Origin of the sequence: Laspinema palackyanum D2c (assembly GCF_025370875.1) — a bacterium.
Taxonomy (GTDB): domain Bacteria; phylum Cyanobacteriota; class Cyanobacteriia; order Cyanobacteriales; family Laspinemataceae; genus Laspinema; species Laspinema palackyanum.
The window spans coordinates 241971-267925 of record NZ_JAMXFD010000004.1; the positions used below are offsets into that span (position 1 = coordinate 241971).

Sequence of the window (25955 nt, forward strand, 5' to 3'; positions counted from 1 at the left end):
GCTATGCAACTGATGAACGCCATGACCGGACAGCTCATCCAAGGGCGCTATCAACTCATCAAAGACCTCAAGCGAGGTGCTTTTGGTAAACTCTATCTGGCTGAAGACCGACAACAGCCGGACCAACCGCGCCCCTGTGTCATTAAACAACTCCAGCCGAATCTTTCCAATCCCACCCTGGTTGAAGAAGCCCGTGGGCGCTTGCAACGAGAAATCGAAGTCATGCAAAAATTAAGCGCTCATCCCCTGATTCCGGGAATTTTGGATGGGTTTGAGGAGGAGCAAAAATTTTATATTGTTGAAGAATTTATCCCAGGTCAAGACCTCAGTCAAGAAATTATCCGAGGCAACCGCTGGAGTGAAGGCTTGGTGATGGCACTATTGCATCAAGTCCTGGAAGTGTTAGCGTTCATTCATCAGCACTCGGTGATTCATCGCAATATTAAACCCTCTAATTTAATCCGACGGACTGGCGATCGCAAAATTATCCCGGTGGATTTTGGAGCGCTTAAAGAAATCGAAACTTTAGCTATCAATCCTCAAGGTCAAATTGGCACAGCGGCGATCGGCACTCCAGGTTATGTCCCCATCGAACAACTCGGGGGCAAACCTCGCTTTAATAGCGATATTTATGCCCTCGGTATGACCGCGATTCAAGCCTTAACCGGCGTCCCCCCCCGGGAGTTAGAACGGGACCCCAAAACGGGTCAAACGATCTGGCACCATTTGGCCCCGGTGAACCCGAAGTTGGCTCAGATTCTGGATAAAATGGTGCGTTCAGACTATCAAGACCGCTACCAACAGGCGACGGAGGTCATCGCTGATTTACGGTCTTTACATGAAATTGGCAATCTCCTCGATGGTCGCTATCAACTGGTGAGTTTGTTAGCCGAACGCCGCTTTAGTAAAACCTTTTTAGGGGAGGATTTACAACGCCAGGAAATGCCCTGGTGTACGGTAGAGCAAATTAAACCGGCTCAACAAGAGACCTTTCCCTGGTGGGAAGCGAAAAGCTTTTTTGATGCGGAAGCGCAATTGTTACACCGTTTAGGCACTCATGACCGCATCCCCACGTTGCTGGCAGATTTTGAGCAAAATGGGGCATTTTATTTGGTCCAGGAGCAGATTGAGGGACAGTCCCTTTCTCATGAATTGCTCCAGGGCAAAAAGTACGAGGAAAAAGAGGCAGTCGCTTTATTACAAGAGGTCCTAGAAACTCTCGCCTTCGTTCATGAACATCATGCCATTCATTTGGATTTAACCCCCTGGAGTATCTTCCGGCGTCAGTCCGACGGTAAGGTGATGCTGACCAATTTTGGCGCGGTGAAGCAAATTGGCACCTTGACGATTGACCAGGGCCAGCTCACGACTTCGACGGCGATCGGCACTCCGGGCTATATGCCGAAGGAACAAATGGTGGGCAATCCCCGCCCGAATAGTGATATCTATGCTCTGGGAGCAGTGGCCCTGCAAGCGTTAACCGGGGTGCGTCCGGATTATCTGGGGACGGAACCCCATACGGGCGAGCTCAGTTGGCGCAAGCACGTTCAGGTGAGCGATCGCTTTGGGGCAATTCTGGATAAAATGGTGCGCTCTTATTTCCGCGAGCGCTATGAATCGGCTCAGGAGGTGTTAGCGGATCTGCGCGCCCTCCAAGAGCCGGTCATTGCCCCCTTGGAGGAGTCGGTCCCGGTGCCGATGGGGGCGGAGGGTTTTGTCTCTCCCCAGGTCCCCCCAGAACAGCCCCAGGCAGACCTAGGGGCGAGTCCCCCAGTTGCGAATAAAGCGAAGGCTCCCATCGGCGCTGCCGCTGTAGCCGGGGTGACCCAAGTTTCCAAAAAGTTACCCTTTGCCAAACCCTGGCCGATTCTGGCAGCGGTGGCCCTGATGGGAACGGCAGGGGTGGCGATCGCCCTGAGCAATTCTCAGCAAACGCGCCAAGCGCGTCAAGACTCGGACCAATTTATCGAAAATGCCAGCCTGCTTTTGGAGTCTCAGGAGTACCTGGAAGCCCTGGATGAGTGCGATCAGGCGATCGGGATTACGGCGGATTATGCCTTGGCTTGGAAATGTCGTGGGGATGCGCTTTATCTGCTTGATCGCTATGACTCGGCTCTCGTGGCTTATGACAATGCCAGTCGTTTAGAACCGAAAAATGCCCGGTATTGGAACAATCGTGGGGAAACTTTGTATCAATTACAGCGCTACGAGGAGGCGATCGCAGCTCATGATCGCGCTTTAGAACTTCGTCGCAATGATGTGAATGCCCTGAAGGGTCGGGGTCTGGCTTTACTCAGTTTACATCGCTACGATGAGGCTCTAGGAGCCCTGGACCAAGCCCTAGAAGAGGAGCCGAATGACCCGCAAGGCTGGGAACGCAAGGCGTTAGTTTTAGACTATTTGCAACGTCCCCAGGAGGCCGATCGCGCTTTTGAACGCTCTCTGGCTGCTTACGATAGCCAGTTGGCAAGCAACCCGGATGATTTGAATGCCTGGTTGGAACGGGGTCGATTACTCAATCAGTTACAGCGTCTGGATGAGGCGATCGCTTCGTTTGATCGCGCTTTGGAGATTAATCCGGAGTTTTATCTCGCCTGGAATGCCAAGGGAACGACGCTGTATAGTGCGTCTCAATTTACGGAGGCGTTAGCGGCTTACGATCAGGCTCTGGCGATCGAACCGGATTTTTATAAAGGCTGGCATAATCGCGGCGTCTTGCTGAGTCTGGGGTTGGGTCGTCACTTTGAGGCGATCGAGGCGTTTGATCGCGCTTTGGCGATTGAGGAGAGTTTTCATCTAGGTTGGCGCGATCGCGGTTTGGCACAAATGGAACTACGCCGTTATGAAGAGGCAGTGACCTCGTTTGATCAAGCGGTTAAGATTGAGCCAAGGGATGGCAGATCCTGGGCGAATCGGGGGATCGCACTCAATGAACTCCGGCGTTATACTGATGCGATCGAATCGTTTGATCAGGCGATCGCCGCTCAAACCCAAGATGCCTTAGTCTGGACTCAACGGGGAATCGCCCTGGAGTCCATTGAACGGTACGATGAGGCTCTAGTTTCCTACGAAAAAGCCCTAGAAATTCAACCGGATTTCTCTCTGGCAGAGGAGTCCCGGGACTGGGTTTTAGTCAAGATGGGCCGCTAGTCACCGATTCAGGGGAATCAATCGGTGCCTTATTCCTGTATGACACCGATGGGTTCTCCCGTCCAGGTTATAACGGTTGGCACTTTCCGGCGCGAATCAAACCCACACGGCGGGCGATCGCCTCCTCTCGGGACTCAAAGGGTCCCCAGTTCTCCCCGAGTTCCGGCGGGTCCGTCCCTTCCAGGCTGCTGCTGGGGAGAATTTCACAAGTTCCGTTTTTGCCCTTGACAATATAGTATTTGGAGGGTTCAGCCATCGGTTTAGATTAAGAAAAAGGGGGTTACAGCAAAATGGGCGATCGTCTAGGGTTGCAGAATCACCGGCGTAGTCGCATTATTGCCGGACCCGCCCATAATTACCACTTTACTGTTATTAGAATTGGCAAGGCGATCGGTTGCTTCAATACTGCGCCATTGCAAGAATTGCGACGTTAAACCCGGGGAAATAATTTGTTGATACTCCGCAATTCCCAAGGCTTCAATCCGCTTGCGTTCCGCTTCTTGCCGCTCTTTTTCTAGCACTAACTCCATGCGCTGATTGTCCTGTTCTACCTCCATTTTCTGTTCAATGGCAGCTTGCAATTTCTCCGGTAGCGCCACATCCTTGAGAAAGGCTTCTTCTACAATAAAACCCAGAGGCGTTAAAGACTCCCGCATGGACAACCGCAGTCGCCGGGTGACTTCCTCTCGTTTAGCCGTGTAAATGTCTCTAGCGGGATAACTGGATGTAATTTCCCGCATAATCGCTTGAAACCGCGATCGCACGATTTCACCATCATTGACACCCACATTTTGATACAGATCCGCTGCACTATTCGGGTCTAAGCGATACTGGATCGTCCCCTCTACCACCAGGTTTAACCCTTCTTGGGAGGTAGCTGCAATTTTTTCCGGCATATCCCGCAAGCGCGTGGAAAACTTCAAAACATTTCCAAATGGGTTCACCCAATGCACCCCGGGATTCAAGGGTTGGGGGTCTACCTTCCCAAACACCTCAATCACCCCAACCTTGCCCGATGGGATAATCGTAAAGGTTTTCAACAAGGAAACTGTCGCCGCCAAAATGCCGATTAAAAGGGCAACAGCGCGCACAGTATTGCGATGTTTCTCATCCGAAAACTTCGGCCCGACAAGAACCACCAGAATTGAGAGGAGACTGGTGAGGATTGTGGCAATGAAGGTCATGGGATTACCTCAAACTGCTGTAATGAACAGGACATCGACAATAAAATACAATTCAGTTTAAATCAATCAACGCGATGAGAGTCTTTCAAGTTTTCCCCGGGGCAATCCAACTGCTGCCCCACGAATCTTGCTAGGATACCACACCGGATACCCCACCCGAGCGATCGCTGGACAACAACTTGCCATAAATTTTTTTGATGGATTGGGGACTTACCCTAGTCAATCAATCAATTCATGATCACCGCAAAACCCCTAAACAGAGCCTTGGTGCGCTTGTTTCAACAAAAAACCCCCTAAGTCCGGAAACTGCCCGGAAGTTTCTATCATGGAGGGGATGGGGGAGATGGGGAAGATAGGGGAGATGGGGAAGATAGAGGAGATAGGGAAGATGGGGAGTATTCAACGTCCCGACTTCAGTCGTTTCCCCTGTTCAACGTCCCGACTTCAGTCGTTTCTTCCCTTTAATCCTGCTAACAATACAAAGTGACTCAAAACCAGACTACATTATCCCTCCAACTTTCTTCACCGCACCCTATATCTCACAAGCAATATCCCCCCCCTTCCCCAACACCGATCGCGCTGCAACCCGAAGCAGATTTAGACCCCAATTTCTGTTAATTTCCCTAAACTTATATTAATTATTCCCTCAAATCTGCGGTACAATTAAATGCGTCTTTTCGATTAGATCTGACCTGCCCCCAAATTCATGCTAGAAATCAACGCTCCTAACTTATATTTATTTAGTTACCATCTCAAAGAAGGGTTAGGCATCAGCCTAGAAAGCAGTCAACGGAATTATCACTCAGTTTTAGAAAAAATAGTGGGGGATATTTCTCGATTAATCCCCGATGCGATCGCCCCGGATTGTCAGGAAACTTTCCTCGCTCTCCAGTCCCAACCCACCGCCGATTTAAAATTTAAAGGAACCCTCCATAACCACACCATCCTCGGACGCTATCTGCGGCGTAGTCTCCATCAGACTTATGCCTTAATCTTTGATGGTTCAGTTCAGGAAAGATATAACGCCCATCAAATTCAGAGTCTGCTGAGTACCCTCAAACCCCTAACCCCTAACCCCTATTCCCCCGATAATTTAGGACAAACTTGGCTAATTTCAGGAGTTTGGGAACATGGCAATTCCACTCAAATCGAAAAACTGGCCGAAGAGAGCTATAAAACCTTAATCTCTCCGGAAGGATGGCATCATCGCGCAACAGGAGACTATGTGGGGGTGAAACTGCATGAGTTTTGGCGGACATCTCGGGGAAACACTGGGGCGACAATTGAAGGCAATAGTTATTTACTCCTGCTTCTGTATCCCGATCGCGAAATGTTTCAAGCGGGATGGGGATTTTATGAACAATGGCAACAAGTTTTATTATCTCGCCATCAAATTGTTTGGGCCCACTGCCAGAGTCAACAGCTCAAACAACAGCTAATCGACAAATATCACCAGATTGAGGCGATCGCTGATTATTCTGAGCTAAGTCTCTATCACCTCAAAACCACGAGGGATGCTCTCTGCGGATTGCTCACCGGATTCACGACGTTAGAGAGCTATTTCAATTGGATGGAAATCTATATCGACCATTATGATCAATATTGCCATCAGTTAGAACAAGATGCTGATGGTTTAGGGTTAACAGACCTCACGTTTTTAAAACAATTCAGCACCTCCGTCAAACAAACTTACCTCCCTCGACTGCAAGGGGATATCAATGCATTCCGCTTAAATTTGGAACGGATACAACATCTAACCCAGATGATTCAGGGTCAGGTGGAAATTCGTCAGGCCCAGCGCGATCGCACCGTTAAAACCGCAGTGGCGATCGGGGGAGTCGGTGTGGCGACAGGTTGTATAGTAGCCGTCGCTTCTTCGATGAATCCTCCTGTTTCCTCCGTGAATCCGGGGACAAATTCAGGCTTGACTGGGCTCTTATTGTTAAGTGTAATTTGCGGAGGGGTCGCCAGTTTAGTCACTTTTGTAGCCCTCTCCCTCTGGCAAAAACTCGGGAAGTGATGCGGGGGTTGATCCGGCGATCGCACGTTTCTCCTGCTAAAATTAAGTCTAGCACAACCCCCCGGAGAAATAGCTATGGTTACAGAAGTGCGATCGCCTGAACCCCAGGCAACCGTCATCTACCCGGATAGCGATGGTCAACCAATGGCAGACAATACCCAACAATTTGCGCTGATCGTCTGGATTAAAGAAAATTTAGAACGGGTCTATGCTCCCGATCCGAATGTCTTCGTCGCCGGAGATTTATTGTGGTATCCCGTTGAAGGAAATAATAAACTCAGACAAGCGCCGGATGTGATGGTAGCATTCGGACGACCCAAAGGATATCGAGGGTCTTACCAACAATGGAAGGAAGAGAATATCCCCCCGCAGGTAGTTTTTGAAATTTGGTCTCCCGGGAACCGTCCCTCGGAAATGGCCAAGAAATTGGCGTTTTATCAGAACTACGGTGTAGAAGAATATTATCTCTATCATCCCGATTTACTGGATTTAGCAGGATGGTGCAAGGGTGAGGAGGGTTTACAACCGATCGAACAAATGGACGGCTGGGTGAGTCCCCGCCTTGGGGTACGCTTTCAAATGGCAGACACGGGATTGCAACTGTATCGTCCCGATGGCGAACCATTTCTCACCACGTTGGAATTAGAGGAACGGGCGCTACAGGCCGAAGAACGGGCGCGACAAGCGGAATCGGAACTGGAACGAGAACGCCAGAAATCCCAGGTACTCGCCGATCGCCTACGCTCTATGGGAATTGATCCAGATGAGTTGTAGGGATATCTAAATCGCTCATCCCGACCCGGATGCGATCGCATTTATCCCCGGGGCGATCGCACCACTTCTGGCAAAAATTCTCCCGATAAACTACTCCAATCCATCCGGGATTCCTCGAAAATGTCCTGAGAAATTTCCACCGGGATTACCCTCTCATACGAGTCCATATCATGCAAATCAATTTAGAATCTTCAACTTTTGCGATCGCTCCTGGCAGTTTGCGACAAGTTCACCATATCGCATTTAACGTCAGGGATTTGGCAGCATCCCGCCATTTTTATGGCCGGATCCTCGGGTTAGAGGAACTAACTGGGGAGTCTGTTCCCACCACGTTGCGCGAATTAGTCGCAACGGGGAAAGTTGCCAATTTTGTTACCCCAGATGGGACGGTTATCGATTTATTTTACGAACCGGATTTATTACCCCCGGACCCGGACCCGAAACGTGCCTTTACCCGTGCCAATCATCTCGCCTTCGATATCGATCCGCAGTTATTTGACGACGCAGTTGAGGCACTTAAAGCGCATCAGGTGGCGATCGATAGCGGTCCCGTCACCCGTCCGACTGGACGCGGTATCTACTTTTACGATCCCGATGGGTTTATTATCGAGATCCGTTGCAATCCTCTCGACAGTTGACCGATAAAAGTCCGAGGCGAGTCCGGGGAAAGTGGGGTTTGAGACTGTGGAAACCTGAGAATATCTCCCGTTTCCTCCCTATCGAGTAACTTGAGTTGCCATTGGAATAAAAATCCCTGAAGATTTATCTGTAAAACGGGATACCAAATCCCGCTTTTAACCAGTCGCCGTTAACCTCTTCTCGTTAGAAGAGTCGGGGTTGATGTTGCCACGAAGGGTCAATCCTTCCTATGAATCATCCACAGGATTCCTGCTTGAGGATACCTCGGCGATCGCCTCGGATATCCCCCCAGGAACTGCCTCTTTAAATAAAGAAGCCTTTCGCGATCGCGAAAGGCTTTTCCATTACATCCACCGAAACGATGGTATCCCATCGGTTAGGGTCTTTCCTCGCAAACCCATTTCAGAATATTTAAGCGAAAATCCAGGGCTTCCGGACCTTCCTGACGTATTTGCCCCCGGAAAAATCTCTCCCTAATCCATGCTAAAAACAAGTTTTCCTGGGGATTTTACTGAAGAGGACAGCGGGTCAGAACCTCCTGCCCTGGGGCTGTTACAAGGTTTTTTCTCCCTCTACAGGTTTTCTTGAGAGAGAGAAACCCTGTTGATTTTCTTAAGTAGAAACTCCCAAAAAGGACTCTATATTAATGATCGCTCCCCCCGATGCTCTGAATTAAGCCGCTTCGGTTTCGCCGTCTTTTTCTGACTCGTCCACTTGAATTAAATGGATATGCTTGTAACCTAGCTTAATTTCAAACTCATCACCGGGCTTCAACCCCATTGCTTGGGTGTAGGTTGAACCAATCACGAGTTGACCATTTTGGTGGACGGAAACCCGATAGCTTGCTTCTCTGCCACGAGTGCTCTTTTTGGCTTCCGGATCCAAGGCGATGCCTCTGGCTTCGAGCAGTGCATCATAAAAGTCAGTCAGATTGACCCGAGTTTCCCCACCTTTTGTGGTGGTATAGTAACCACAAGCCTTTGCTAACTCTCGCCGGGGTAAGTTGGCGAGTTCTTTTGCCTTCTTGAGCAGCGCTTTTCCTCTTAGGGCAGTTGCTGTTTCAGCCATTATTAATTCCTTACTAACTCTTCTTACAAGAATTATTATAAACGAACTTCTAAAAAATACAACACCTATTTTTAAAATTTAATTACTCAGACACGACATTGCCGATCCTGCGATCAAAGGAATTTATCAAGTCGTGGCCCTTAGCATTGAACCGCTATTTTTGCAGTGACAGACCACTGACTCCTCTATATAGCAGAGGCTTCCTCCTTGTCACTCCATCTCCTTAAGATTTTTCACTCCCTCCTCTCCCTTAAAAGCTTTGTCTTTCAGAAAAAAGAAAACTTGATAAAATTGCCCAGATTTATGATAAGGGCTGAAATAGGCGAGTAGGAGGAAGGTGATACTCAATCCGTCCCGTCGCCACTTCCCTCATTCACGTCAATTCCACCCAACTCTTCCCTCACCACAATCCCTAACCCGTTTTGGTATTAATAGCCTTGATTCGGTTTCCACAGAGTAAATCCACTGAAAAATTCCCCCGAATGGGACGCAAGGGATATTTCTCTAATTGATCATCTCAGCAGAGGGCAATCTTCTATTTTTAGGTCTCTGTAAAATCCTGACCCGGGAAAGTGGGGAGAAGTGGGGTGGGTATCTCACATCAGAGGATGGGGGGATGGGTCTTATGTCATTGGTCTTATGTCCCTCGTTGATGGGGGTATGGGTCATTTGTTGTTGGTCTTATGTCTTATGTCCTTGGTCCTTGGTCCTTGGTTCTTGGTTGATGGGGGGGATGGGTCTTATGTCTTATGTCCTTGGTTGATGGGGGAGATGGGGTATTGCTGACAACAAATGACCAACAACAAATGGCCAACAACAAATCGCTAATTACTAACTTAAGAAGTGTTATTTTTTCCTTGGGTTACATGAAAACCCTCAAGACTTTGTGGAGAGAGCGTTTTGAGCTTATAAATGGACCAAATTTTGCCTGGGGTTGGGGGCAAAACTGGAAACTGATGACTCAGGGGGATAGCCAGACGATCCCAAATCGATGTACCATGATCCCGGTGTTGATATCCAAACCGATTCAATCAAGAGGTCTCATGGTGTTGTCTCTTAATGAAAGGTCCTTTAAACAAGAAGTTTTAGAAGCTCCCACTCCTGTTCTCGTGAATTTTTGGGCACCGTGGTGCGGTATTTGTTTGCTGATTAACCCGATTTTGAAGGGATTTGAGGCTGAATGGGGCGAAACGGTGAAAATTGGCGGAATTAATGCCGATCAAACCTTAAAGCTGGCAAGTACCTATCGGATCGCGACGTTGCCCACCCTGATTTTGTTTGATGGAGGATCCATTATCCATCGGATTGAAGGGTTCCAAGGACGAGATGACTTAACTCGTGAATTAAGGTCCCTGCTCCTGAACACTCAAAAAGCCCATTCTTATTCCCAGTTACAACCGGCCATCAATTCCTGATGAGAGTTTCTCGTCAGGAATTTTTTACAGCAATCCGCTTTTTTGGGGATGAATCACGGGCCCTGTACTACGGGTGAGCCCGTGTTTCGTTCTTAAAAATTGGAACTCCTAAACCCCATCTAGTCTAATCTGCGTGGGGTTTTTCCTTTGGGGTTCAGGGGTGAGGAGAATTCTGTTTGAGGGGTGGGGAAAATCGGTGAGGCCCACCTCGGGATTCAAACCGTTAGGGATTATATCAGAAAACCCCAAAAATGCAAATGAGTGAATATCGCTATGATATCCCTAGTCTCCCGTTTCTATGACGGGTCTATGTCAAAATGTTAACCAGTGAGTTAACTCAGTAAAGAAGTATTTAAGTGGGCGTCAGCGATGGAACCAATTTATCAGTATGCTTGGCTGATTCCAGTTTTGCCTTTATTAGCGGCAATGCTGGTCGGCTTGGGCCTGATTTCTTATAACAAGACGACCAATAATTTGCGGCAAGCAACTGCCGCATTCTTGGTCTCCTCCGTAGGTGGGGCAATGGTTTTGTCCTTTGCCTTGCTCTGGAGTCAAATCCAAGGACATGAAACTTACACCCGCACCCTGGAATGGGCGGCAGCGGGGAATTTTCACCTAACAATGGGTTACACCATTGACCACCTCTCGGCGCTGATGCTGGCGATCGTGACTACGGTGGCCCTGTTGGTGATGATTTACACCGATGGCTACATGGCTCATGATCCCGGATATGTGCGCTTTTACACCTACCTGAGCCTGTTTAGCTCCTCAATGTTGGGTCTGGTGATCAGTCCGAACCTGGTTCAGGTTTATATTTTCTGGGAACTCGTGGGGATGTGTTCCTATTTGCTGATCGGCTTTTGGTTCGATCGCAAACCGGCAGCCGATGCTTGTCAGAAAGCCTTTGTCACCAACCGCGTCGGTGACTTTGGTCTGCTGTTGGGAATGTTGGGCTTATATTGGGCAACGGATAGTTTTGATTTTCAAATCATGGGCGATCGCCTGCAAGATCTCGTCCAATCTGGGGCGATCGGTGCAGGAGTCGCGGCCCTTCTCGCCATCCTAGTCTTTCTGGGACCCGTTGCCAAATCTGCTCAATTCCCCCTCCATGTCTGGTTACCGGACGCAATGGAAGGCCCCACACCCATCTCGGCCTTAATCCACGCCGCCACGATGGTGGCTGCCGGAGTCTTCTTAATCGCCCGGATGTATCCCGTCTTTGAACATATCCCCAGCGCCATGACCGTCATTGCCTGGACCGGATGTTTCACCGCCTTCCTGGGGGCCACCATCGCCCTCACCCAAACCGACATCAAAAAAGGGTTAGCCTACTCCACCATGTCCCAACTGGGTTACATGGTCATGGCAATGGGAATCGGGGCTTACAGCGCCGGACTCTTTCACCTCATGACCCACGCCTACTTCAAAGCCATGCTGTTTCTCGGGTCTGGATCCGTGATTCATGGCATGGAAGAAGTCGTGGGTCATGACCCCACCCTGGCCCAAGATATGCGGCTAATGGGGGGACTGCGGAAATTTATGCCGATTACCGCCATTACCTTCGCGATCGGCACCCTCGCCATTTGTGGCATCCCGCCCTTTGCTGGATTCTGGTCCAAAGACGAGATCCTCGGGGCCGCCTTTGAAGCCAATCCCGCCCTCTGGGGCGTCGGCTGGCTGACCGCTGGGATGACCGCCTTCTATATGTTCCGGATGTACTTCATGACCTTTGAAGGACCCTTCCGAGGCAACGACACCGAAATTCGTCACCAACTCAAAAGCGAAGCCGAAGCCGGGGAACCCATCCTCGCCTTTGGTCCTGGAGCAATGGACCCTCGGGAACTGGAAGCCAGCCACGATGACCACTCTCACGGTCATCACAGCGAATATCCCCATGAGTCTCCCCTAGCCATGACCTTCCCCTTGATGGCCCTGGCCGTGCCTTCGGTCCTGATTGGGTTGGTGGGGACTCCCTTTGCCAATTACTTTGAGGCATTTATTCATCCTCCCAGTGAATCCATGCTGGAAATTGCTGAACACGCCGAAGAATTCAACCTCACCGAATTCTTAGTCATGGGCGGCAGTTCCGTGGGAATTGCCTTGATTGGGATTACCGTGGCATCCCTGATGTACTTGAGTCGGAAAATCGACCCAGGGGCGATCGCCGCCCAAATCAAACCCCTTTACTTGCTTTCCCGCAAGAAATGGTACTTTGACGAAATCTACAACTCCCTGTTTGTCGTCGGTTCTCGCCGATTAGCCAGACAGGTGATGGAAGTGGATTATCGCGTCGTTGATGGGGCCGTCAACCTCACCGGGTTGATTACCGTCATCAGTGGCGAAGGACTCAAATACTTTGAAAATGGTCGCGCCCAGTTCTATGCCTTGATCGTCTTTGTTGCCGTTCTAGGCTTAGTCATCCTCTCCGGCGTGACTTAATCTAATTCATCTGTCGCCCAAGCAGAAGCCAGAATTCCAGCATCATTGCCTCGGATTTAATTCTGGCTTCTGTAGTGTGACGGGTGAGTTTTCCATACTCAATCCGGTTGAAAAAGACCCGCAGGCTGAAGCCTGGGGCTACACGAACGAAGCCCGCCTGCGCGGGCTAAGACGAAGAAAAAAGACTTTTGACCACCGGATTGAGGGTATTCCAACAAATAAATCATCCAAATCCCATTGTTAAGGACCTCCTTTACTCTCTTAGCCTGCGAAGGCAGGCTTCGTCCGTATAGCCCCACCCTTCAGGGTGCGGGTTATTGTTCTTAGCCTGCGAAGGCAGGCTTCGTCCGTATAGCCCCAGGCTTCAGCCTGCGGGTTTTGGATATTTTATTTTTTGGGATTCCCTTAGTCTCTTTGATGAATTTTGTTAGCGATCTATAAACATGGCTGAATTTCCTTGGCTGACTACAATTATCCTGTTTCCGATCGCGGCATCCCTACTCATCCCTGTTATCCCCGATAAAGATGGGCGCACGGTGCGTTGGTATGCCCTAATCGTCGGACTCATGGACTTTGCCCTCATTGTCTACACCTTCTGTAATCATTACGACCTCAGTAACCCGAATATCCAGCTTTTTGAAAGCTATTCCTGGGTTCCTGCCTTAGACCTCAACTGGTCAGTCGGGGCCGATGGCTTATCCATGCCCCTGATTATCCTCACCGGATTTATCACCACCCTGGCAATTTTGGCCTCCTGGCCCGTCACCTTAAAGCCAAAACTCTTTTTCTTCTTGATTTTGGCCATGTATGGCGGACAGATTGCCGTTTTTGCCGTCCAGGATATGCTCTTGTTCTTCCTGGTATGGGAATTGGAACTGATTCCGGTGTACCTGCTGCTGTCCATTTGGGGCGGTAAAAAACGCCTCTATGCAGCCACCAAATTTATCCTCTACACCGCAGGCGGTTCCCTGTTTATTCTCCTGGCGGGCCTCGCAATGGCCTTCTACGGCGATACCGTCACCTTTGATATGCAGTCCCTCGCGGCGAAGGATTACGCCATTAACTTAGAACTGTTGCTCTATGCAGCATTTTTAATTGCCTACGGCGTCAAACTGCCTATCTTCCCCTTACATACCTGGTTACCCGACGCCCACGGGGAAGCCACCGCCCCAGTGCATATGTTACTCGCCGGAATTCTGCTGAAGATGGGAGGATACGCCATCATCCGCATGAATGCCCAAATGTTACCCGATGCTCACGCGGTGTTTGCACCGATGTTAGTCATCCTCGGGGTAGTGAATATCATTTATGCCGCTCTCACCTCCTTTGCCCAACGCAACCTCAAACGGAAAATTGCCTATTCCTCCATTTCTCACATGGGATTTGTGCTAATTGGGATTGGCTCATTTACCGACCTAGGGTTAAGCGGTGCTGTCCTGCAAATGGTCTCTCATGGACTGATTGGGGCGAGTTTGTTCTTCATGGTGGGAGCAACTTACGATCGCACCCATACCCTGATGTTGGATGAAATGGGCGGCATTGGCAAAAAGATGAAAAAGTCCTTTGCCATGTGGACCACCTGTTCCCTAGCCTCCTTAGCGTTGCCGGGAATGAGTGGATTTGTGGCTGAATTAATGGTCTTTGTCGGCTTTGCCACCAGCGATGCCTACAGCCTGACATTCCGCGTCGTCGTCGTCTTCTTAGCGGCAGTCGGCGTCATTCTCACTCCGATTTATCTCCTGTCCATGTTGCGAGAAATGTTATACGGACCGGAAAACAAGGAATTAGTGGAACATGAAGCCCTGATTGATTCCGAACCCCGGGAAGTGTTTATCATTGCTTGCCTGTTGGTGCCGATTATTGGGATTGGCTTATATCCCAAGATTCTCACCCAAATCTACGATGCAACCACGGTACAGTTAACCGCAAGATTGCGGAACTCAGTACCGACGTTGGCGGAAAATGCCTCGGTTGCCTTAGCCGAACCGATGAAAGCCCCGGTAATTGGGAGTCCTCGATAGGTTCTCTACAATTTATTTAAGGACACGGCAATCCCGTGTCCTTGCTGTCAAGGTAGTTTTAATTAGCTACCTTTTTTTATAATCATTTATACTTCCAACCCATGACTTCCCAACCCATTCTCCTCTGGTATCGCAACGATTTGCGTGTCCATGATCACGAACCGCTGTATCGCGCCATCCAAACCCATGCGCCGATTATCCCGATCTATTGTTTCGACCCCAGACAATTTTCTAAAACTTCTTATGGATTTCCAAAAACCGGCCCATTCCGCGCCCAGTTTTTACTCGAAAGTGTGGCGAACCTGCGTCAATCCCTGCAAAACTTGGGCAGTAACTTAATTATTAAAATTGGAAAACCTGAATCAATTTTACCGCAAATCGCCCAACAAGTCAATGCCTCAGCGATTTATTTCCATCAGGAAGTAACAGCGGAAGAAATTGCAGTAGAAACGGCACTGTCTCAAGGGGTTAAACCTCTGAACATTGCGCTCAAATCCTTCTGGGGACATACTCTATATCATCGCGATCGCCTCCCCTTTGATATTCCCAATATTCCCGAACTGTTCACCCACTTTCGCAAACAAGTGGAAAAAACAGCTACCCCAGATTCCTGCTTTCCCACTCCCACCGAGTTGCCACCGTTACCGGAAATTGAGACAGGAAAATTACCCAGATTAACAGAATTAGGCGTGGAAAAAGTTGCGATCGCCTCCAAAGCAGTCCTCCCCTTTACCGGAGGAGAAAGCGCCGGAATTGCGCGATTGCAGGACTATTTTTGGAGTGGCGATCGTCTGCAAACCTACAAAGAAACCCGCAACGGAATGCTAGGTCCCGATTATTCCTCCAAATTTTCCCCCTGGTTATCCTTGGGTTGCCTCTCCCCCCGCTACATTTACCAACAAGTCCAAGACTACGAAACCCAACGCCTCAAAAACGACTCCACCTATTGGCTCATTTTCGAGTTACTTTGGCGAGATTACTTCCGGTTCATCTGTGCCAAACATGGCAACGCCATCTTCCGTCAATCCGGATTACAAGGAGTAAGCATTCCCTGGGAAGAAGACTGGCAAAAGTTCACCCTCTGGCAACAAGGAAAAACCGGCTTTCCTCTTGTAGATGCCAATATGCGGGAACTCGCTGCCACCGGATTCATGTCCAATCGAGGCAGACAAAACGTCGCCAGTTTCCTAACTAAAAACCTCGGCATCAATTGGCAGATGGGGGCGGAATGGTTTGAGTCTCTGCTGATTGATTATGATGTTTGTAGCAATTGGGGAAATTGGAACTACACTGCTGGAGTGGGAAATGATGCCCGGGGATTTAGATTTTTTAATATTATCAAACAATCCAAAGATTATGACCCCGACGGCAAGTATGTAAAGCATTGGTTACCGGAATTGGCAGCAGTTCCGGCAGCTAAAGTGCATGAACCTGGGAAATTATTGCCAGTGGAACAGCAGCGGTTCGGAGTAAAAATTGGAGTAGATTATCCCCATCCTATCGTTGATTTATTTGAGTCAGCAAAAGCCAATGAGCAGGTCTACAAATCCGCTTTCAAACGTTCGTAGTAACGACTTCAGTCGTTTCCGGATGTAGGGAGAGACGGGAATTTTCTCGTCTCTCCCATTGCTCTCATTCTCCGGTTTGGATGACTGGATTATGCCAATTATTGAATCGCCCCTTGCCTATCCGGTGGCCAAAATATTTTGTTGGCTTTTCCCACAATATTTTCTTTAGGGACAAATCCCCAGTAGTGGCTATCATAGCTATTATTGCGGTTATCTCCTAACACTAAATAATTATTTTCAGGAATCGTAACGGGTCCGTACTGATAGGTAGGAGGTTCAGCAATGTAAGGTTCTTCCAAAGGTTGGTTATTAATCTTAACCTGTCCATTACTGACTTCCACTGTTTCTCCGGGTAAACCGATAAGTCGTTTAATAAAATCGTCTTTGAAATTTTGTTCTTGGAGAGTTTGAGTGGGTGAAAAAATGATAACATCCCCCCGTTCAGGTGCATTGAATTTATAAGTTATTTTGTCAATAATTAGTCGATCATCTATTTGCAAGGTAGGTATCATAGCTCCCGAGGGTATATAGCGAGTTTCAATGACAGACCTTTGGAGAGAAAGCATTGCGAATGATACAACCAGAGAAGCAATAACGAATAAACCAATGAGTAAGGGTGCTTTCTCTTGAGAAATGTCTTTTTTCTTGTTCATCAATTGATAAACATGGAAAGCGGCCCCAAATCGCAATATTACCACAAATATTTTAGGTGCAAGTACGGCAACGACTATCGTAGCGATAGCAAAAACAAGTCCTTCACCTATTTTTTTAATGTAAAAATGACCCAACCCTGGAAACAATAGGGAAAGGAAAACTGCTAACCACGGGTCTTTTTTTGATTTTCTTAAATTTTCAAATTGTGGGCTATTACTCTTTCTTGCCGAGGCATGAGCATCAAAGAGATTCCAGAGAGTTAAACCCAAAATTATCAGTAAGGCAAGCAGGGTCAACAGCCAATTAATAGTAGGCAGTAATAATGACCACAGAAACAGTCCGAAACTTCCCAGCCAAACTGCTATAATTATCAGTCCTCGGAATAGATTACCTGCGTAAATTTGCCCAGCACCTGGGATAATTCGTGATAAAATTACCGCAATCCAAGGTTGCTTTTCTGCTTGAGATGATGAGGAACTTGTAGAAGATAGAGTCATGGTTTTTTGACAATAATTAGGGATTCATCAGAAACAAGTCGATACCCTTATTGCGTGAAATAATTGTATCGATGTGAAAGCCAATTAAAGGGGAGATCAAAGGGGTAGATGTTATTAAAAGGAACCTCGGAAAGGACTAAAGTCCTGACAGTGGCGTTGATAAGCCCGATGCCAGATCAGCCCTGTAGCAAGTTACCCTCTAAGAACCTGGGAACAGACTGCCCGATCGCCCTACTTTTAATTTAACCACAAATCTGCCTTTGAAACCGAGTATCCCGGTGAATCCCTTGAGGGGTTCCATGAAGATGACTCCTGAAGGAGTCACTACGAACGTTTGTAGTAACCCCTTGAGGGGTTGCCTGAAGATGACTCCTGAAGGAGTCCCTACGAACGTTTGTTTGTAGTAACCCCATGTACAGAAATAGTCCAATTGATTGAGATGCGCGATAAACTGTTATAAAATAACGCTTTATTTTACGCCGATGACTGCTATTTCTGTGCTGAATACTCCCCCTTTAGAAAGTGGCGATCGCCTCACTCGTGAGGAGTTCGAGCATCGCTACGATGTTGCACCGGATATTAAAAAAGCTGAATTAGTTGAAGGAGTTGTTTTTGTGCCGTCCCCCGTTCGTGCGAATCGGCATGGTAACCCTCATGCAATTATGATGGCTTGGTTAGGCACTTATTGGATGGCAACACCGGGGGTAGGGTTCTATGACAATGCCACGGTTCGTCTGGATGAAGAGAATGAACCTCAACCGGATGCTTTATTACGCCTTGAACCGGCAGTGGGTGGCAATTCTTGGATTAGTGAGGATGACTATATTGAAGGGTCACCGGAATTGATTGTGGAAATTGCTGCTTCTAGTGCCAGTTATGACTTGAATGATAAGCTGAATGCCTATCAACGGAACGGGGTTCAGGAATATATTGTCTGGCAAATTTATGAAAATAAATTGGATTGGTTTATTTTAGAAGAAGGTCGATATGTTTCCCTAGTGCCGGATGAACAAGGAATTTTGCGATCGCAGGTATTTCCGGGTCTCTGGTTGTCTGTAGAAGCCTTACAACAAAAAGAGGGTGCGACTCTCAATGCTATTTTGCAGCAAGGGTTACAAACAGCAGAACATCAAGAATTTGTGCAGCGTTTAGGGCAGTTTTCAGGGGAGTGAAGGACAGGATATTCAGATTGAGGTAAAAAACCGGGTTCCTCTCGTCAATATCTCTCCATTCCCTCCTGGAATCATCCCCCATCCTTTAACACCGCTAAACCCCCTGACTCCCTAACATCCCTTTAACTCACGATAAAATAAAGAGATAAAGAGTTCGGAGGGCCAGTTTCCTGGTCAATACGCCTATCGAAACGATATATGGACAGCTACAAGGACTTAAATCCAGTCAGCTTAAGCAACTTGACCGCCTATACCACCAAAAGCTCCCCGTAGATGCGATTACTACCTCGGAATTCGCCCAGCGTCTGGGGGCGATTAGTACCGAAATCAAAGATTCGGTTTGTGTTTATATCAACCGTCGGGGTCAGGTGATCCGGGTGGGGGTGGGTTCACCGCGTCAAACCCAAATCCCGGCAATGGAGTTACCCCGCTATGGAGAGGGTCGTCTGAGTGGGATTCGCTGTATTACTACTCAGTTGAAGGGCGAGGGGCCGAGTGAGTCTTCTCTAACAGCAATGGCGATTCAACGCTTGGATGCTTTAGTCGTGTTGAATGTAACCGGGGAGGGGTTTGAACGGCGCGGAGGTGGGGCCACGGGTTATGTGAGTCAATCCTATTTAGCACATTTGATTCCCCAAACGGGTATGGAAGAGGGTCAGGACAATGGGGCGATCGCCTCCTGGACCGTTTCCCCCCCGATGAGTCTGGATGCCCTCTCCCTACAGGACTTCCTAGAACTCGTCGAGGGCCTAGAAGCGGAGTTCCAGCGCGAATTTATCGCCCGGGATGTGGATGCGGACCACGATCGCGCTCTATTAGTCGGAGTAATGACTAATAATCTCAAAGAGGAGCAGTTTGAGGATGGACTCAGGGAACTGGCGCGTCTAGTAGATACTGCCGGGGGAACCGTCTTGCAAACCATGCGCCAGAAACGTCCCCGTCTCCATCCCCAAACCGTGGTCGGAAAGGGGAAGGTGGAAGAAATTGCCCTCACTGCACAAACCCTCGGCAGCAATCTGATTGTCTTCGATCGCGAACTCTCTCCGGCACAAGTCCGCAATCTGGAGGTCCAAATCGGCGTCCGGGTGGTCGATCGCACTGAGGTGATTCTGGATATCTTTGCCCAACGCGCCCAATCTGGGGCAGGTAAACTCCAAGTCGAATTAGCCCAATTGGAATATATGCTCCCCCGTCTCACGGGTCGAGGTCAAGCGATGTCCCGCTTAGGGGGGGGAATTGGCACCCGAGGCCCTGGAGAAACGAAGCTGGAAACCGAACGCCGCGCCATTCAACGGCGAATTGCCCGTCTGCAACAGGAAGTGAACGAGTTGCAGGCCCATCGATCGCGGATGCGCCTGCGTCGCCAACATCAAGATGTCCCTTCCGTGGCGATCGTCGGTTATACCAATGCCGGTAAATCTACTCTGCTCAATGCCTTGACCAATGCGGAAATTTATACGGCAGATCAACTGTTTGCCACCTTGGACCCCACCACCAGGCGGTTAGTAATTCCTACGGTGATGGGCGATACCCAGACGATCGTTGTCACCGATACCGTGGGGTTTATTCATGAATTGCCCCCCTCCTTGATGGATGCCTTCCGCGCCACCTTAGAAGAAGTTACCGAAGCGGATGCCTTGCTGCACGTTGTCGATTTATCCCATCCCGCATGGCAAAGTCAGATTCGCTCCGTGATGAAGATTTTGGGGGAAATGCCAGTGACTCCAGGACCGGCCCTGGTTGCTTTTAATAAGATTGATGCGGTGGATGGAGATACCCTGGCGATCGCCAAGGAAGAGTTTCCCCTGGCCGTCTTTATCTGTGCCCGGGAGCGTCTGGGACTCGAAACCCTGCGCCAACGACTCGCTCAACTCATCGATTATGCAGTGGCCCCTCAGTAATCTCTTTTTTCCGGTTTGCCGAAGTTACGCGATTTTGCTGACGACATTCCCTTATCCATGAGGTAATAATAAGTTAAGCACTGTTATGTCAACAAGTCCGCAATCAATTTATTGAGGACTTGTTGCTGCGTAAAATCTCGTACTTTATCAAAACTTTGTATTAGTACAGAGCCAAAATCTCGGCAAATTCTAGCATTCAGTTTATTTATATAAAGATTTTACAAAGCTGAGTGCAAACTATGGACAGAGTTAGGGTTTGATGGATACAGTTGAATGGAGTACCGGCGATCGCTCCGCAAAATGGGAGTTTGGCCTCCTCTTATAAAGGAGTCAAGGAATTAACCAATTCCATCGCTTAGTGCAATTGCCTAATAGGGTGGCATAAATATGCTGACTAGAACAGCCAAGCAAGAGTGCAACCGTCGGTTCGATTTCACCCATTATGCTGGTAGGATTCAGGAAAAAGATATGTTTAGATTGCTCAAACCACTTACTTTAGGGCTATCCGTCATGGGCTCCGTCGGGGTTTACTCCTTGACTGTTGCCGCATCTGCCTCAGCTTTGACTCTTTTTGACAGCAGTACAAGCCTAGGCATTTCTCTCAGCGATGTTGGCAAAGAATTTACCGTTAACTTTGACGGAAATGTAAGTACAAACAACGTTTCTGGACTCTCCTCGGAAGCGATTTTTAAATTGGAGGCTTTTGAGTTTAACAGCGTTGGCGGCTACACCGAGGCGATTTTTGATGTGTTCCTCAAGAACACCTCCAGCGAGGGTCTCACCTCTCGGACCTCGGCTTTAGGGTTTGATGTTTGGAATTGGAATAGTGGCACCACTCTAGGTTCTGGCATGACCCTCCAAGGCGTTGGTAGCGCCAGTGGTGAAGGCAATACCCGGGTTGAAGGTTTATTTATCAATGACCGATCTGGCGACTTTCCCAATGAGTTTGGAGCACTTGATGTCTGCTTTACTAATGGGAACCGCTGCCAAGGCGGAGCCAATGGCGGCGTCGAGACCGGCAATACCGGAAGGTTCACGGCCAGTCTAGCCTTCTCCGGTGACGTCAAAAGCTTTGCGCTGAACAACTTCGGGGTTCGCTACCAAAGCATTAACGGACAGACCTTTGTTGACCAGAGCGGTACGGGTCAAGGTACGATTGATATCGGCATCCGCTCAGAAGATCCCAAACAGGTTCCGGAACCGACAGCGACTACGGCGTTGTTCCTGCTCGGAGCAGGAGCCCTTAAATATGGAAAAAAAAAGCCGCAACCTCTGATTCAAACTGAAGGTTAAACCCTAGAATCATGAGATCAAGTGAAGGAATACATTAATTGTGAATAAGGGGAGCCATTTGAAGCTCTATAAATTTCAAACTGGGTGCTTTTGCGCTCCCCCGCATAGTGGGGAGTTTTTTGTCTAAATTGGCCTCGTGGGTTAATTTTAATTACATTTTATTTCAATCGGTTTATAGGAATTCATCTATAAAATAGGCAATGTTTATAATCCCAGGGTGGGATAAATCCACTTTTGGGAGCCTCTGCTGATGAGTTTTTACAGTTTAAATGACGGATTAACAATCAGTCTAAGTCAGAAAATGAACCAGGGTGAGCAGTCCCGTTACAATGGAGTAAACCTCAGATTGCTCAGACCTGTGAACCTATTATGAAACCTAACGTAGAAATCTACACCTGGAGTAGTTGTCCGTTCTGTCGGCGGGCGAAAGCGCTGTTAGATCGCAAAGGTGTAGAGTATGCGGAATACTGCATTGATGGAGATGAAGACGCCAGGGATCAGATGGCAACCCGTGCCAATGGGCGTCGATCTGTGCCTCAGATTTTTATTAACGATCGCCATATTGGGGGATGCGACGATTTGCACGCCCTCGATGCCAACAATCAGTTAGATCCCATGCTGCAACCGGAGTCGGTTTAGTCCAAAGGTAAAGCAACGGAAAGACAACCGGGTTCTTTCCCCCCCTTTCTGCACAAAAGCCCCTAAATGGGGGCTAAACCCCCGCTTTCTTGTCCCTAGGATTGACAGCAGCATCCATCCTCTAGGAGGATTGGGGCGGAAATAGCACTCAAAAAAAGCGATCGCCCCTGGGAGGCGATCGCTTTTTTGTCCCATTTAGCGCTTAAATAAAATAGGTAAAGCTCCACCCAGGGAACCATTCACAAGGGAAGTAACCGTGAAATTTGCCTTCATCATCGATCCGATCCAAAAACTAGATCCCACCCACGATACCAGCGTCGCGCTGATGGAATCCGCCCAAGCGAAAGGACATGAGGTTTGGATAACTGAGGCGCATCAACTCAGCGTCGTGAATGGCAAAGCTTGGGCAATTTTCGACCAAGTGACCCTCAAACCGATCGAACGCGCAGGCGATCGCTGGATAGCGGCAAACCCCTGGTACCAAATCCAACCCGACGGTTCCCATCCCCTCGAAGCAATGGATGTCGTCTTCATGCGAACCGACCCCCCCGTCACCATTCCCTATCTCTACGCCACCTACATTCTCGATTACATCGACCCCGATAAAACCCTCGTCGTCAACTCCCCAAACGGACTGCGATCGGCCAATGAAAAAATGTATGCCCTCCAATTTACCTCGGTCATTCCTGAAACCATCGTCAGTCAAAGTAAAGTCGTGATTCGCGAGTTTTTAGACCGAAAAGGTGCAGCAGTTCTCAAACCATTAGGCGGAAAAGCCGGAGAAGGCATTTTATTCCTAGACCCCGAGGATAAAAACTTCAATTCCCTGATTGAAATTAGTACCAAACAAGGCAAAGAACCCGTCATGGTCCAAACCTATCTCCCGGAAGCCAAACAAGGAGATAAAAGAATTATCCTCCTCAATGGCGAACCCATTGGCGCAGTTAATCGGGTTCCCAGTGGGAGTGAATTTCGTGGGAATATGGCCGTCGGAGGTCTAGCGGTCAAAACAGAAATTACCGATCGCGAACGACAAATCTGCGCTGAAGTCGGTCCGAAACTCCGAGAAGATGGCCTATATTTCGTCGGCCTAGATGTGATTGGAGGTTATTTAACCGAAGTCAATGTCACCAGTCCCACAGGGATTCGCGAAATTGATAAATATCTCCCCAATGATGAACGCCTAGGACATCAAGTGATTGACTGGGTAGAGAGTTTTATGATGGAAAAATAGGGTCCATGTTTGTAGTAACGACTTCAGTCGTTCCCTCCCTTGTTTGTAGTAACGACTTCAGTCGTTTCCTTCCTTGTTTGTAGTAACGACTTCAGTCGTTTCCTCCCATGTTTGTAGTAACGACTTCAGTCGTTCCCTCTCCCATCATCCATCATCCGTCTGCTCACCCCTGACCCAGAACAAAGGACAAAAGACTTATGACGAATTTATCCAGTGCCTCCTCTTATCCTACGGGCCCTAATTATGCACCGGGACCGATTGGTGTCGCCATTGTGGGGACAGGGTTTGGACAGAAAGTGCATATTCCCGGATTGAAAGAATATCCTCAGACTGAACCGATCGCCGTCTATCATCGGGATATTAATCAGGCGGAAGCGATCGCCGCGACTCATCATATCCCCCTGGCAACCGATGCGATCGCCGATATCGCCAAAATGCCCGAAGTCCAGGCCGTGAGTCTGTCTACCCCGCCTTTCTTGCATTATGAAATGGCAAAACCCCTGCTAGAAGCAGGCAAACATTTATTACTCGAAAAACCCACCACCCTATCAGCATCGGAAGCAAAAGAACTCTATCGAATTGCCAATGCTAACGGTGTGGTCACGGCGATGGATTTTGAATTTAGATTCGTTCCAGCATGGCAGCGGTTTAAAGAATTGTTAGATGATAGATATTGTGGACAAATCCGGTTAATTAAAATTGATTGGTTAGTCTCCTCTCGCGCTGATGCCAGTCGGCCTTGGAATTGGTACTCTCAAAAACAGCAAGGCGGTGGTGCTTTAGGGGCGATCGGGTCTCATTGTTTTGATTATATTTCCTGGTTATTTGGACCCGTCAAACGCTTATCTGCTTCCCTGAGTACCGCAGTCACCGAACGTCCGGACCCGAAAGCGGGGGGACAACTAAAACCTGTAGATGCCGATGATACCTGCCTAATGATGTTGGAATTGGCCGATGGCACTCCTATCCAAGTAAGTTTGAGTTCCGCAACTTACCAAGGACGAGGACATTGGGTAGAAGTGTATGGCGATCGCGGCACCTTAGTCCTCGGCAGCGACAATCAGAAAGATTATGTACATGGGTTTAAATTGTGGGGTGCACCGGCAGGGGAATCCTTATCAGAATTGACGATTCCCAACCGTCTGGAGTTTTCTAAAACCTACCCGGATGGCCGGATTGCGCCCTTTATTCGCGTGGTGGATAATTGGGTCCGAGGGATTGAGGCCAGACAGGCGATCGCCCCTTCCTTACGAGAGGGTGTCTATTCTCAACTCCTCATGGACCTCACCCATGAATCCCACGAAACCGGCACCTGGGTCACGGTACCCAATTTTGATGACTATTTAGCACGCAGTTAAACAAAGAAAATGTTCGTAGTAACGAATTCATTCGTTATCTTCTCATGTTCGTCGTAATGACTTCAGTCGTTATCTTTTCATGTTCGTAGTAACGAATTCATTCGTTATTCCCTTAAATTAAGAACGACTGAAGTCGTTACTACAAACATGGGCCTGATATTTTCTCCCAGTTCGTAGTAACGACTTCAGTCGTTATTCCCTTAAATTAAGAACGACTGAAGTCGTTACTACGAACATCAAACCCCAGCATTGTTTAACATTCTTTCAAACTCGAAGGGGGATAAGACGGTAACATTTCCACCGGGCGATCGCCAGGGAGCTCCTCAATCCACACCTGGACCCCGACTTTGCGAACCCGTCCCATCCGACCTGCTTTCGGACCCTCTAAAATTTCCACCTTAGACCCCACCTGGGGCAGTTCCGTACAACTCGCCGAAGTTGCCAGGGCCAACTCCACCAACTTATCGATCGCCTGAGATGCTGGAATCGGTTGGTCTTGCAACCATTCCACCGTTTCCGGGGCCAGGGAAAACAACTTGCGGACTCGGTTTTTTTTGCGACTCTTTGGCCCTTTCTTCAAATTTGCCTTGGAGTTAGGGTGGTGTCCCCGCTTACTCGGTGACCCGACTGCCTCAATTTCCCCAGTCCCTAAAACTCGGTTGCAGGTGGTCCGAATGTAGCACTCTTCATCGGTTTCACAGACCTCCGCAATCTCTAAAACCTGACACTCATACCAGTCGGACTGTTGGGGATCCGTGCGACAAACCACCTTCTGACCGGGGTGAAATTGTTTTTTGTCATCAAACATTGACATTTCTCCAATCAGTATATACGATTAGAATATAACCTAAAGGATTCCAGCCGGATTAAGAAAACCTTTAAGTTTTCTACCCCCACATCTAGCGGGGGTCGAGGGCAGCTCCACTCTA

The 25955-nt window shown here is 48.6% G+C and carries 21 protein-coding genes; 15 read left to right on the forward strand and 6 right to left on the reverse strand.

All coding sequences use genetic code 11. From position 1 onward, the window contains the following. The first annotated feature begins 3 nt into the window (after window positions 1-3). On the forward strand, window positions 4-3150 hold the full coding sequence (locus NG795_RS07725) for a protein kinase domain-containing protein (RefSeq protein ID WP_367288074.1): 3147 nt from the start codon (window positions 4-6) through the stop codon (window positions 3148-3150). A gap of 67 nt (window positions 3151-3217) precedes the next feature. Here the strand turns inward: NG795_RS07725 and NG795_RS07730 are convergent, their stop codons facing one another. Together NG795_RS07730 and NG795_RS07735 are read right to left on the reverse strand one after the other, a co-directional pair. Then, window positions 3218-3406 (reverse strand): DDE transposase family protein, encoded by a 189-nt coding sequence (locus tag NG795_RS07730; protein ID WP_367288075.1) that lies wholly within the window; start codon window positions 3404-3406, stop codon window positions 3218-3220. Window positions 3407-3452: 46 nt separating this feature from the next. Then, the gene (locus tag NG795_RS07735) at window positions 3453-4334 is read right to left on the reverse strand and encodes a prohibitin family protein (protein ID WP_367288076.1); all 882 of its coding nucleotides are present in this window, start codon (window positions 4332-4334) and stop codon (window positions 3453-3455) included. A 706-nt stretch (window positions 4335-5040) separates the two neighbouring features. Here NG795_RS07735 and NG795_RS07740 point away from each other — a divergent pair. From NG795_RS07740 to NG795_RS07755, 4 genes are all read left to right on the forward strand, one after another. Next, the gene (locus NG795_RS07740) at window positions 5041-6354 is read left to right on the forward strand and encodes a hypothetical protein (RefSeq protein WP_367288077.1); all 1314 of its coding nucleotides are present in this window, start codon (window positions 5041-5043) and stop codon (window positions 6352-6354) included. A 75-nt stretch (window positions 6355-6429) separates the two neighbouring features. Continuing rightward, the gene (locus NG795_RS07745) at window positions 6430-7128 is read left to right on the forward strand and encodes a Uma2 family endonuclease (protein WP_367288078.1); all 699 of its coding nucleotides are present in this window, start codon (window positions 6430-6432) and stop codon (window positions 7126-7128) included. A gap of 170 nt (window positions 7129-7298) precedes the next feature. Beyond that, the gene (locus NG795_RS07750) at window positions 7299-7766 is read left to right on the forward strand and encodes a VOC family protein (RefSeq protein WP_367288079.1); all 468 of its coding nucleotides are present in this window, start codon (window positions 7299-7301) and stop codon (window positions 7764-7766) included. A 202-nt stretch (window positions 7767-7968) separates the two neighbouring features. Beyond that, window positions 7969-8244 (forward strand): hypothetical protein, encoded by a 276-nt coding sequence (locus NG795_RS07755; protein WP_367288080.1) that lies wholly within the window; start codon window positions 7969-7971, stop codon window positions 8242-8244. A 195-nt stretch (window positions 8245-8439) separates the two neighbouring features. Here NG795_RS07755 and NG795_RS07760 read toward each other — a convergent pair whose 3' ends face one another. After that, window positions 8440-8835, reverse strand: coding sequence for an AbrB family transcriptional regulator (locus NG795_RS07760; RefSeq protein WP_254566134.1), 396 nt, complete (start codon window positions 8833-8835; stop codon window positions 8440-8442). A 1043-nt stretch (window positions 8836-9878) separates the two neighbouring features. Here NG795_RS07760 and NG795_RS07765 point away from each other — a divergent pair. The 4 genes from NG795_RS07765 to NG795_RS07780 all read left to right on the forward strand — a co-directional run bounded on the left by NG795_RS07765 (window position 9879) and on the right by NG795_RS07780 (window position 16278). Continuing rightward, on the forward strand, window positions 9879-10250 hold the full coding sequence (locus NG795_RS07765) for a thioredoxin family protein (protein WP_367288081.1): 372 nt from the start codon (window positions 9879-9881) through the stop codon (window positions 10248-10250). Between the two features lie 369 nt (window positions 10251-10619). Beyond that, window positions 10620-12689: an NAD(P)H-quinone oxidoreductase subunit 5 gene (locus tag NG795_RS07770; RefSeq protein WP_367288082.1), complete on the forward strand. Its 2070-nt coding sequence runs from the start codon at window positions 10620-10622 to the stop codon at window positions 12687-12689. A gap of 443 nt (window positions 12690-13132) precedes the next feature. After that, a complete protein-coding gene (ndhD1, locus tag NG795_RS07775) occupies window positions 13133-14710 on the forward strand; it encodes a photosynthetic/respiratory NAD(P)H-quinone oxidoreductase subunit D1 (protein WP_436836038.1) in 1578 nt (525 codons plus the stop codon). A gap of 101 nt (window positions 14711-14811) precedes the next feature. After that, window positions 14812-16278, forward strand: a complete 1467-nt coding sequence (locus tag NG795_RS07780; RefSeq protein WP_367288083.1) for a DASH family cryptochrome — start codon at window positions 14812-14814, stop codon at window positions 16276-16278. A 98-nt stretch (window positions 16279-16376) separates the two neighbouring features. Here NG795_RS07780 and lepB read toward each other — a convergent pair whose 3' ends face one another. Next, complete coding sequence (gene lepB / locus NG795_RS07785) at window positions 16377-17429, reverse strand: signal peptidase I (RefSeq protein ID WP_367288084.1); 1053 nt, start codon at window positions 17427-17429, stop codon at window positions 16377-16379. 482 nt (window positions 17430-17911) lie between these two features. On the opposite strand from lepB, the gene NG795_RS07790 reads away from it, so the two are divergent. The 4 genes from NG795_RS07790 to grxC all read left to right on the forward strand — a co-directional run bounded on the left by NG795_RS07790 (window position 17912) and on the right by grxC (window position 22434). After that, on the forward strand, window positions 17912-18601 hold the full coding sequence (locus NG795_RS07790) for a Uma2 family endonuclease (RefSeq protein ID WP_367288085.1): 690 nt from the start codon (window positions 17912-17914) through the stop codon (window positions 18599-18601). 383 nt (window positions 18602-18984) lie between these two features. Then, on the forward strand, window positions 18985-20502 hold the full coding sequence (gene hflX, locus NG795_RS07795; protein ID WP_495855877.1) for a GTPase HflX: 1518 nt from the start codon (window positions 18985-18987) through the stop codon (window positions 20500-20502). Window positions 20503-20889: 387 nt separating this feature from the next. Beyond that, on the forward strand, window positions 20890-21795 hold the full coding sequence (locus NG795_RS07800; RefSeq protein ID WP_367288086.1) for a cistern family PEP-CTERM protein: 906 nt from the start codon (window positions 20890-20892) through the stop codon (window positions 21793-21795). A gap of 369 nt (window positions 21796-22164) precedes the next feature. After that, the gene (grxC, locus tag NG795_RS07805) at window positions 22165-22434 is read left to right on the forward strand and encodes a glutaredoxin 3 (RefSeq protein ID WP_367288087.1); all 270 of its coding nucleotides are present in this window, start codon (window positions 22165-22167) and stop codon (window positions 22432-22434) included. Window positions 22435-22529: 95 nt separating this feature from the next. Here the strand turns inward: grxC and NG795_RS07810 are convergent, their stop codons facing one another. Next, window positions 22530-22673, reverse strand: a complete 144-nt coding sequence (locus NG795_RS07810) for a hypothetical protein (protein WP_367288088.1) — start codon at window positions 22671-22673, stop codon at window positions 22530-22532. Between the two features lie 17 nt (window positions 22674-22690). Between NG795_RS07810 and gshB the strand changes: the two genes are divergently transcribed. Continuing rightward, entirely contained in the window at window positions 22691-23668 is a 978-nt protein-coding gene (gene gshB / locus NG795_RS07815; RefSeq protein ID WP_367288089.1) for a glutathione synthase, read from the forward strand. Between the two features lie 197 nt (window positions 23669-23865). Further along, a complete protein-coding gene (locus NG795_RS07820) occupies window positions 23866-25026 on the forward strand; it encodes a Gfo/Idh/MocA family protein (protein ID WP_367288090.1) in 1161 nt (386 codons plus the stop codon). A 253-nt stretch (window positions 25027-25279) separates the two neighbouring features. On the opposite strand, the gene NG795_RS07825 is transcribed toward NG795_RS07820, so the two are convergent. Then, the gene (locus tag NG795_RS07825) at window positions 25280-25834 is read right to left on the reverse strand and encodes a hypothetical protein (protein ID WP_367288091.1); all 555 of its coding nucleotides are present in this window, start codon (window positions 25832-25834) and stop codon (window positions 25280-25282) included. Between the last annotated feature and the right edge of the window lie 121 nt (window positions 25835-25955).

What these genes read in the sequence shown, in the direction of transcription:
- ndhD1 (WP_436836038.1), top strand. Translation starts at nt 13,133, where the DNA reads ATGGCTGAATTTCCTTGGCTGACTACAATTATCCTGTTTCCGATCGCG.
- NG795_RS07745 (WP_367288078.1), top strand. Translation starts at nt 6,430, where the DNA reads ATGGTTACAGAAGTGCGATCGCCTGAACCCCAGGCAACCGTCATCTAC.
- NG795_RS07755 (WP_367288080.1), top strand. Translation starts at nt 7,969, where the DNA reads ATGTTGCCACGAAGGGTCAATCCTTCCTATGAATCATCCACAGGATTC.
- NG795_RS07760 (WP_254566134.1), bottom strand. Translation starts at nt 8,835, where the DNA reads ATGGCTGAAACAGCAACTGCCCTAAGAGGAAAAGCGCTGCTCAAGAAG.
- NG795_RS07770 (WP_367288082.1), top strand. Translation starts at nt 10,620, where the DNA reads ATGGAACCAATTTATCAGTATGCTTGGCTGATTCCAGTTTTGCCTTTA.
- NG795_RS07790 (WP_367288085.1), top strand. Translation starts at nt 17,912, where the DNA reads ATGACTGCTATTTCTGTGCTGAATACTCCCCCTTTAGAAAGTGGCGAT.
- grxC (WP_367288087.1), top strand. Translation starts at nt 22,165, where the DNA reads ATGAAACCTAACGTAGAAATCTACACCTGGAGTAGTTGTCCGTTCTGT.
- NG795_RS07735 (WP_367288076.1), bottom strand. Translation starts at nt 4,334, where the DNA reads ATGACCTTCATTGCCACAATCCTCACCAGTCTCCTCTCAATTCTGGTG.
- NG795_RS07750 (WP_367288079.1), top strand. Translation starts at nt 7,299, where the DNA reads ATGCAAATCAATTTAGAATCTTCAACTTTTGCGATCGCTCCTGGCAGT.
- NG795_RS07810 (WP_367288088.1), bottom strand. Translation starts at nt 22,673, where the DNA reads ATGGTTCCCTGGGTGGAGCTTTACCTATTTTATTTAAGCGCTAAATGG.
- NG795_RS07825 (WP_367288091.1), bottom strand. Translation starts at nt 25,834, where the DNA reads ATGTTTGATGACAAAAAACAATTTCACCCCGGTCAGAAGGTGGTTTGT.
- NG795_RS07765 (WP_367288081.1), top strand. Translation starts at nt 9,879, where the DNA reads ATGGTGTTGTCTCTTAATGAAAGGTCCTTTAAACAAGAAGTTTTAGAA.
- NG795_RS07780 (WP_367288083.1), top strand. Translation starts at nt 14,812, where the DNA reads ATGACTTCCCAACCCATTCTCCTCTGGTATCGCAACGATTTGCGTGTC.
- NG795_RS07725 (WP_367288074.1), top strand. Translation starts at nt 4, where the DNA reads ATGCAACTGATGAACGCCATGACCGGACAGCTCATCCAAGGGCGCTAT.
- NG795_RS07820 (WP_367288090.1), top strand. Translation starts at nt 23,866, where the DNA reads ATGACGAATTTATCCAGTGCCTCCTCTTATCCTACGGGCCCTAATTAT.
- NG795_RS07740 (WP_367288077.1), top strand. Translation starts at nt 5,041, where the DNA reads ATGCTAGAAATCAACGCTCCTAACTTATATTTATTTAGTTACCATCTC.
- lepB (WP_367288084.1), bottom strand. Translation starts at nt 17,429, where the DNA reads ATGACTCTATCTTCTACAAGTTCCTCATCATCTCAAGCAGAAAAGCAA.
- NG795_RS07800 (WP_367288086.1), top strand. Translation starts at nt 20,890, where the DNA reads ATGCTGACTAGAACAGCCAAGCAAGAGTGCAACCGTCGGTTCGATTTC.
- NG795_RS07730 (WP_367288075.1), bottom strand. Translation starts at nt 3,406, where the DNA reads ATGGCTGAACCCTCCAAATACTATATTGTCAAGGGCAAAAACGGAACT.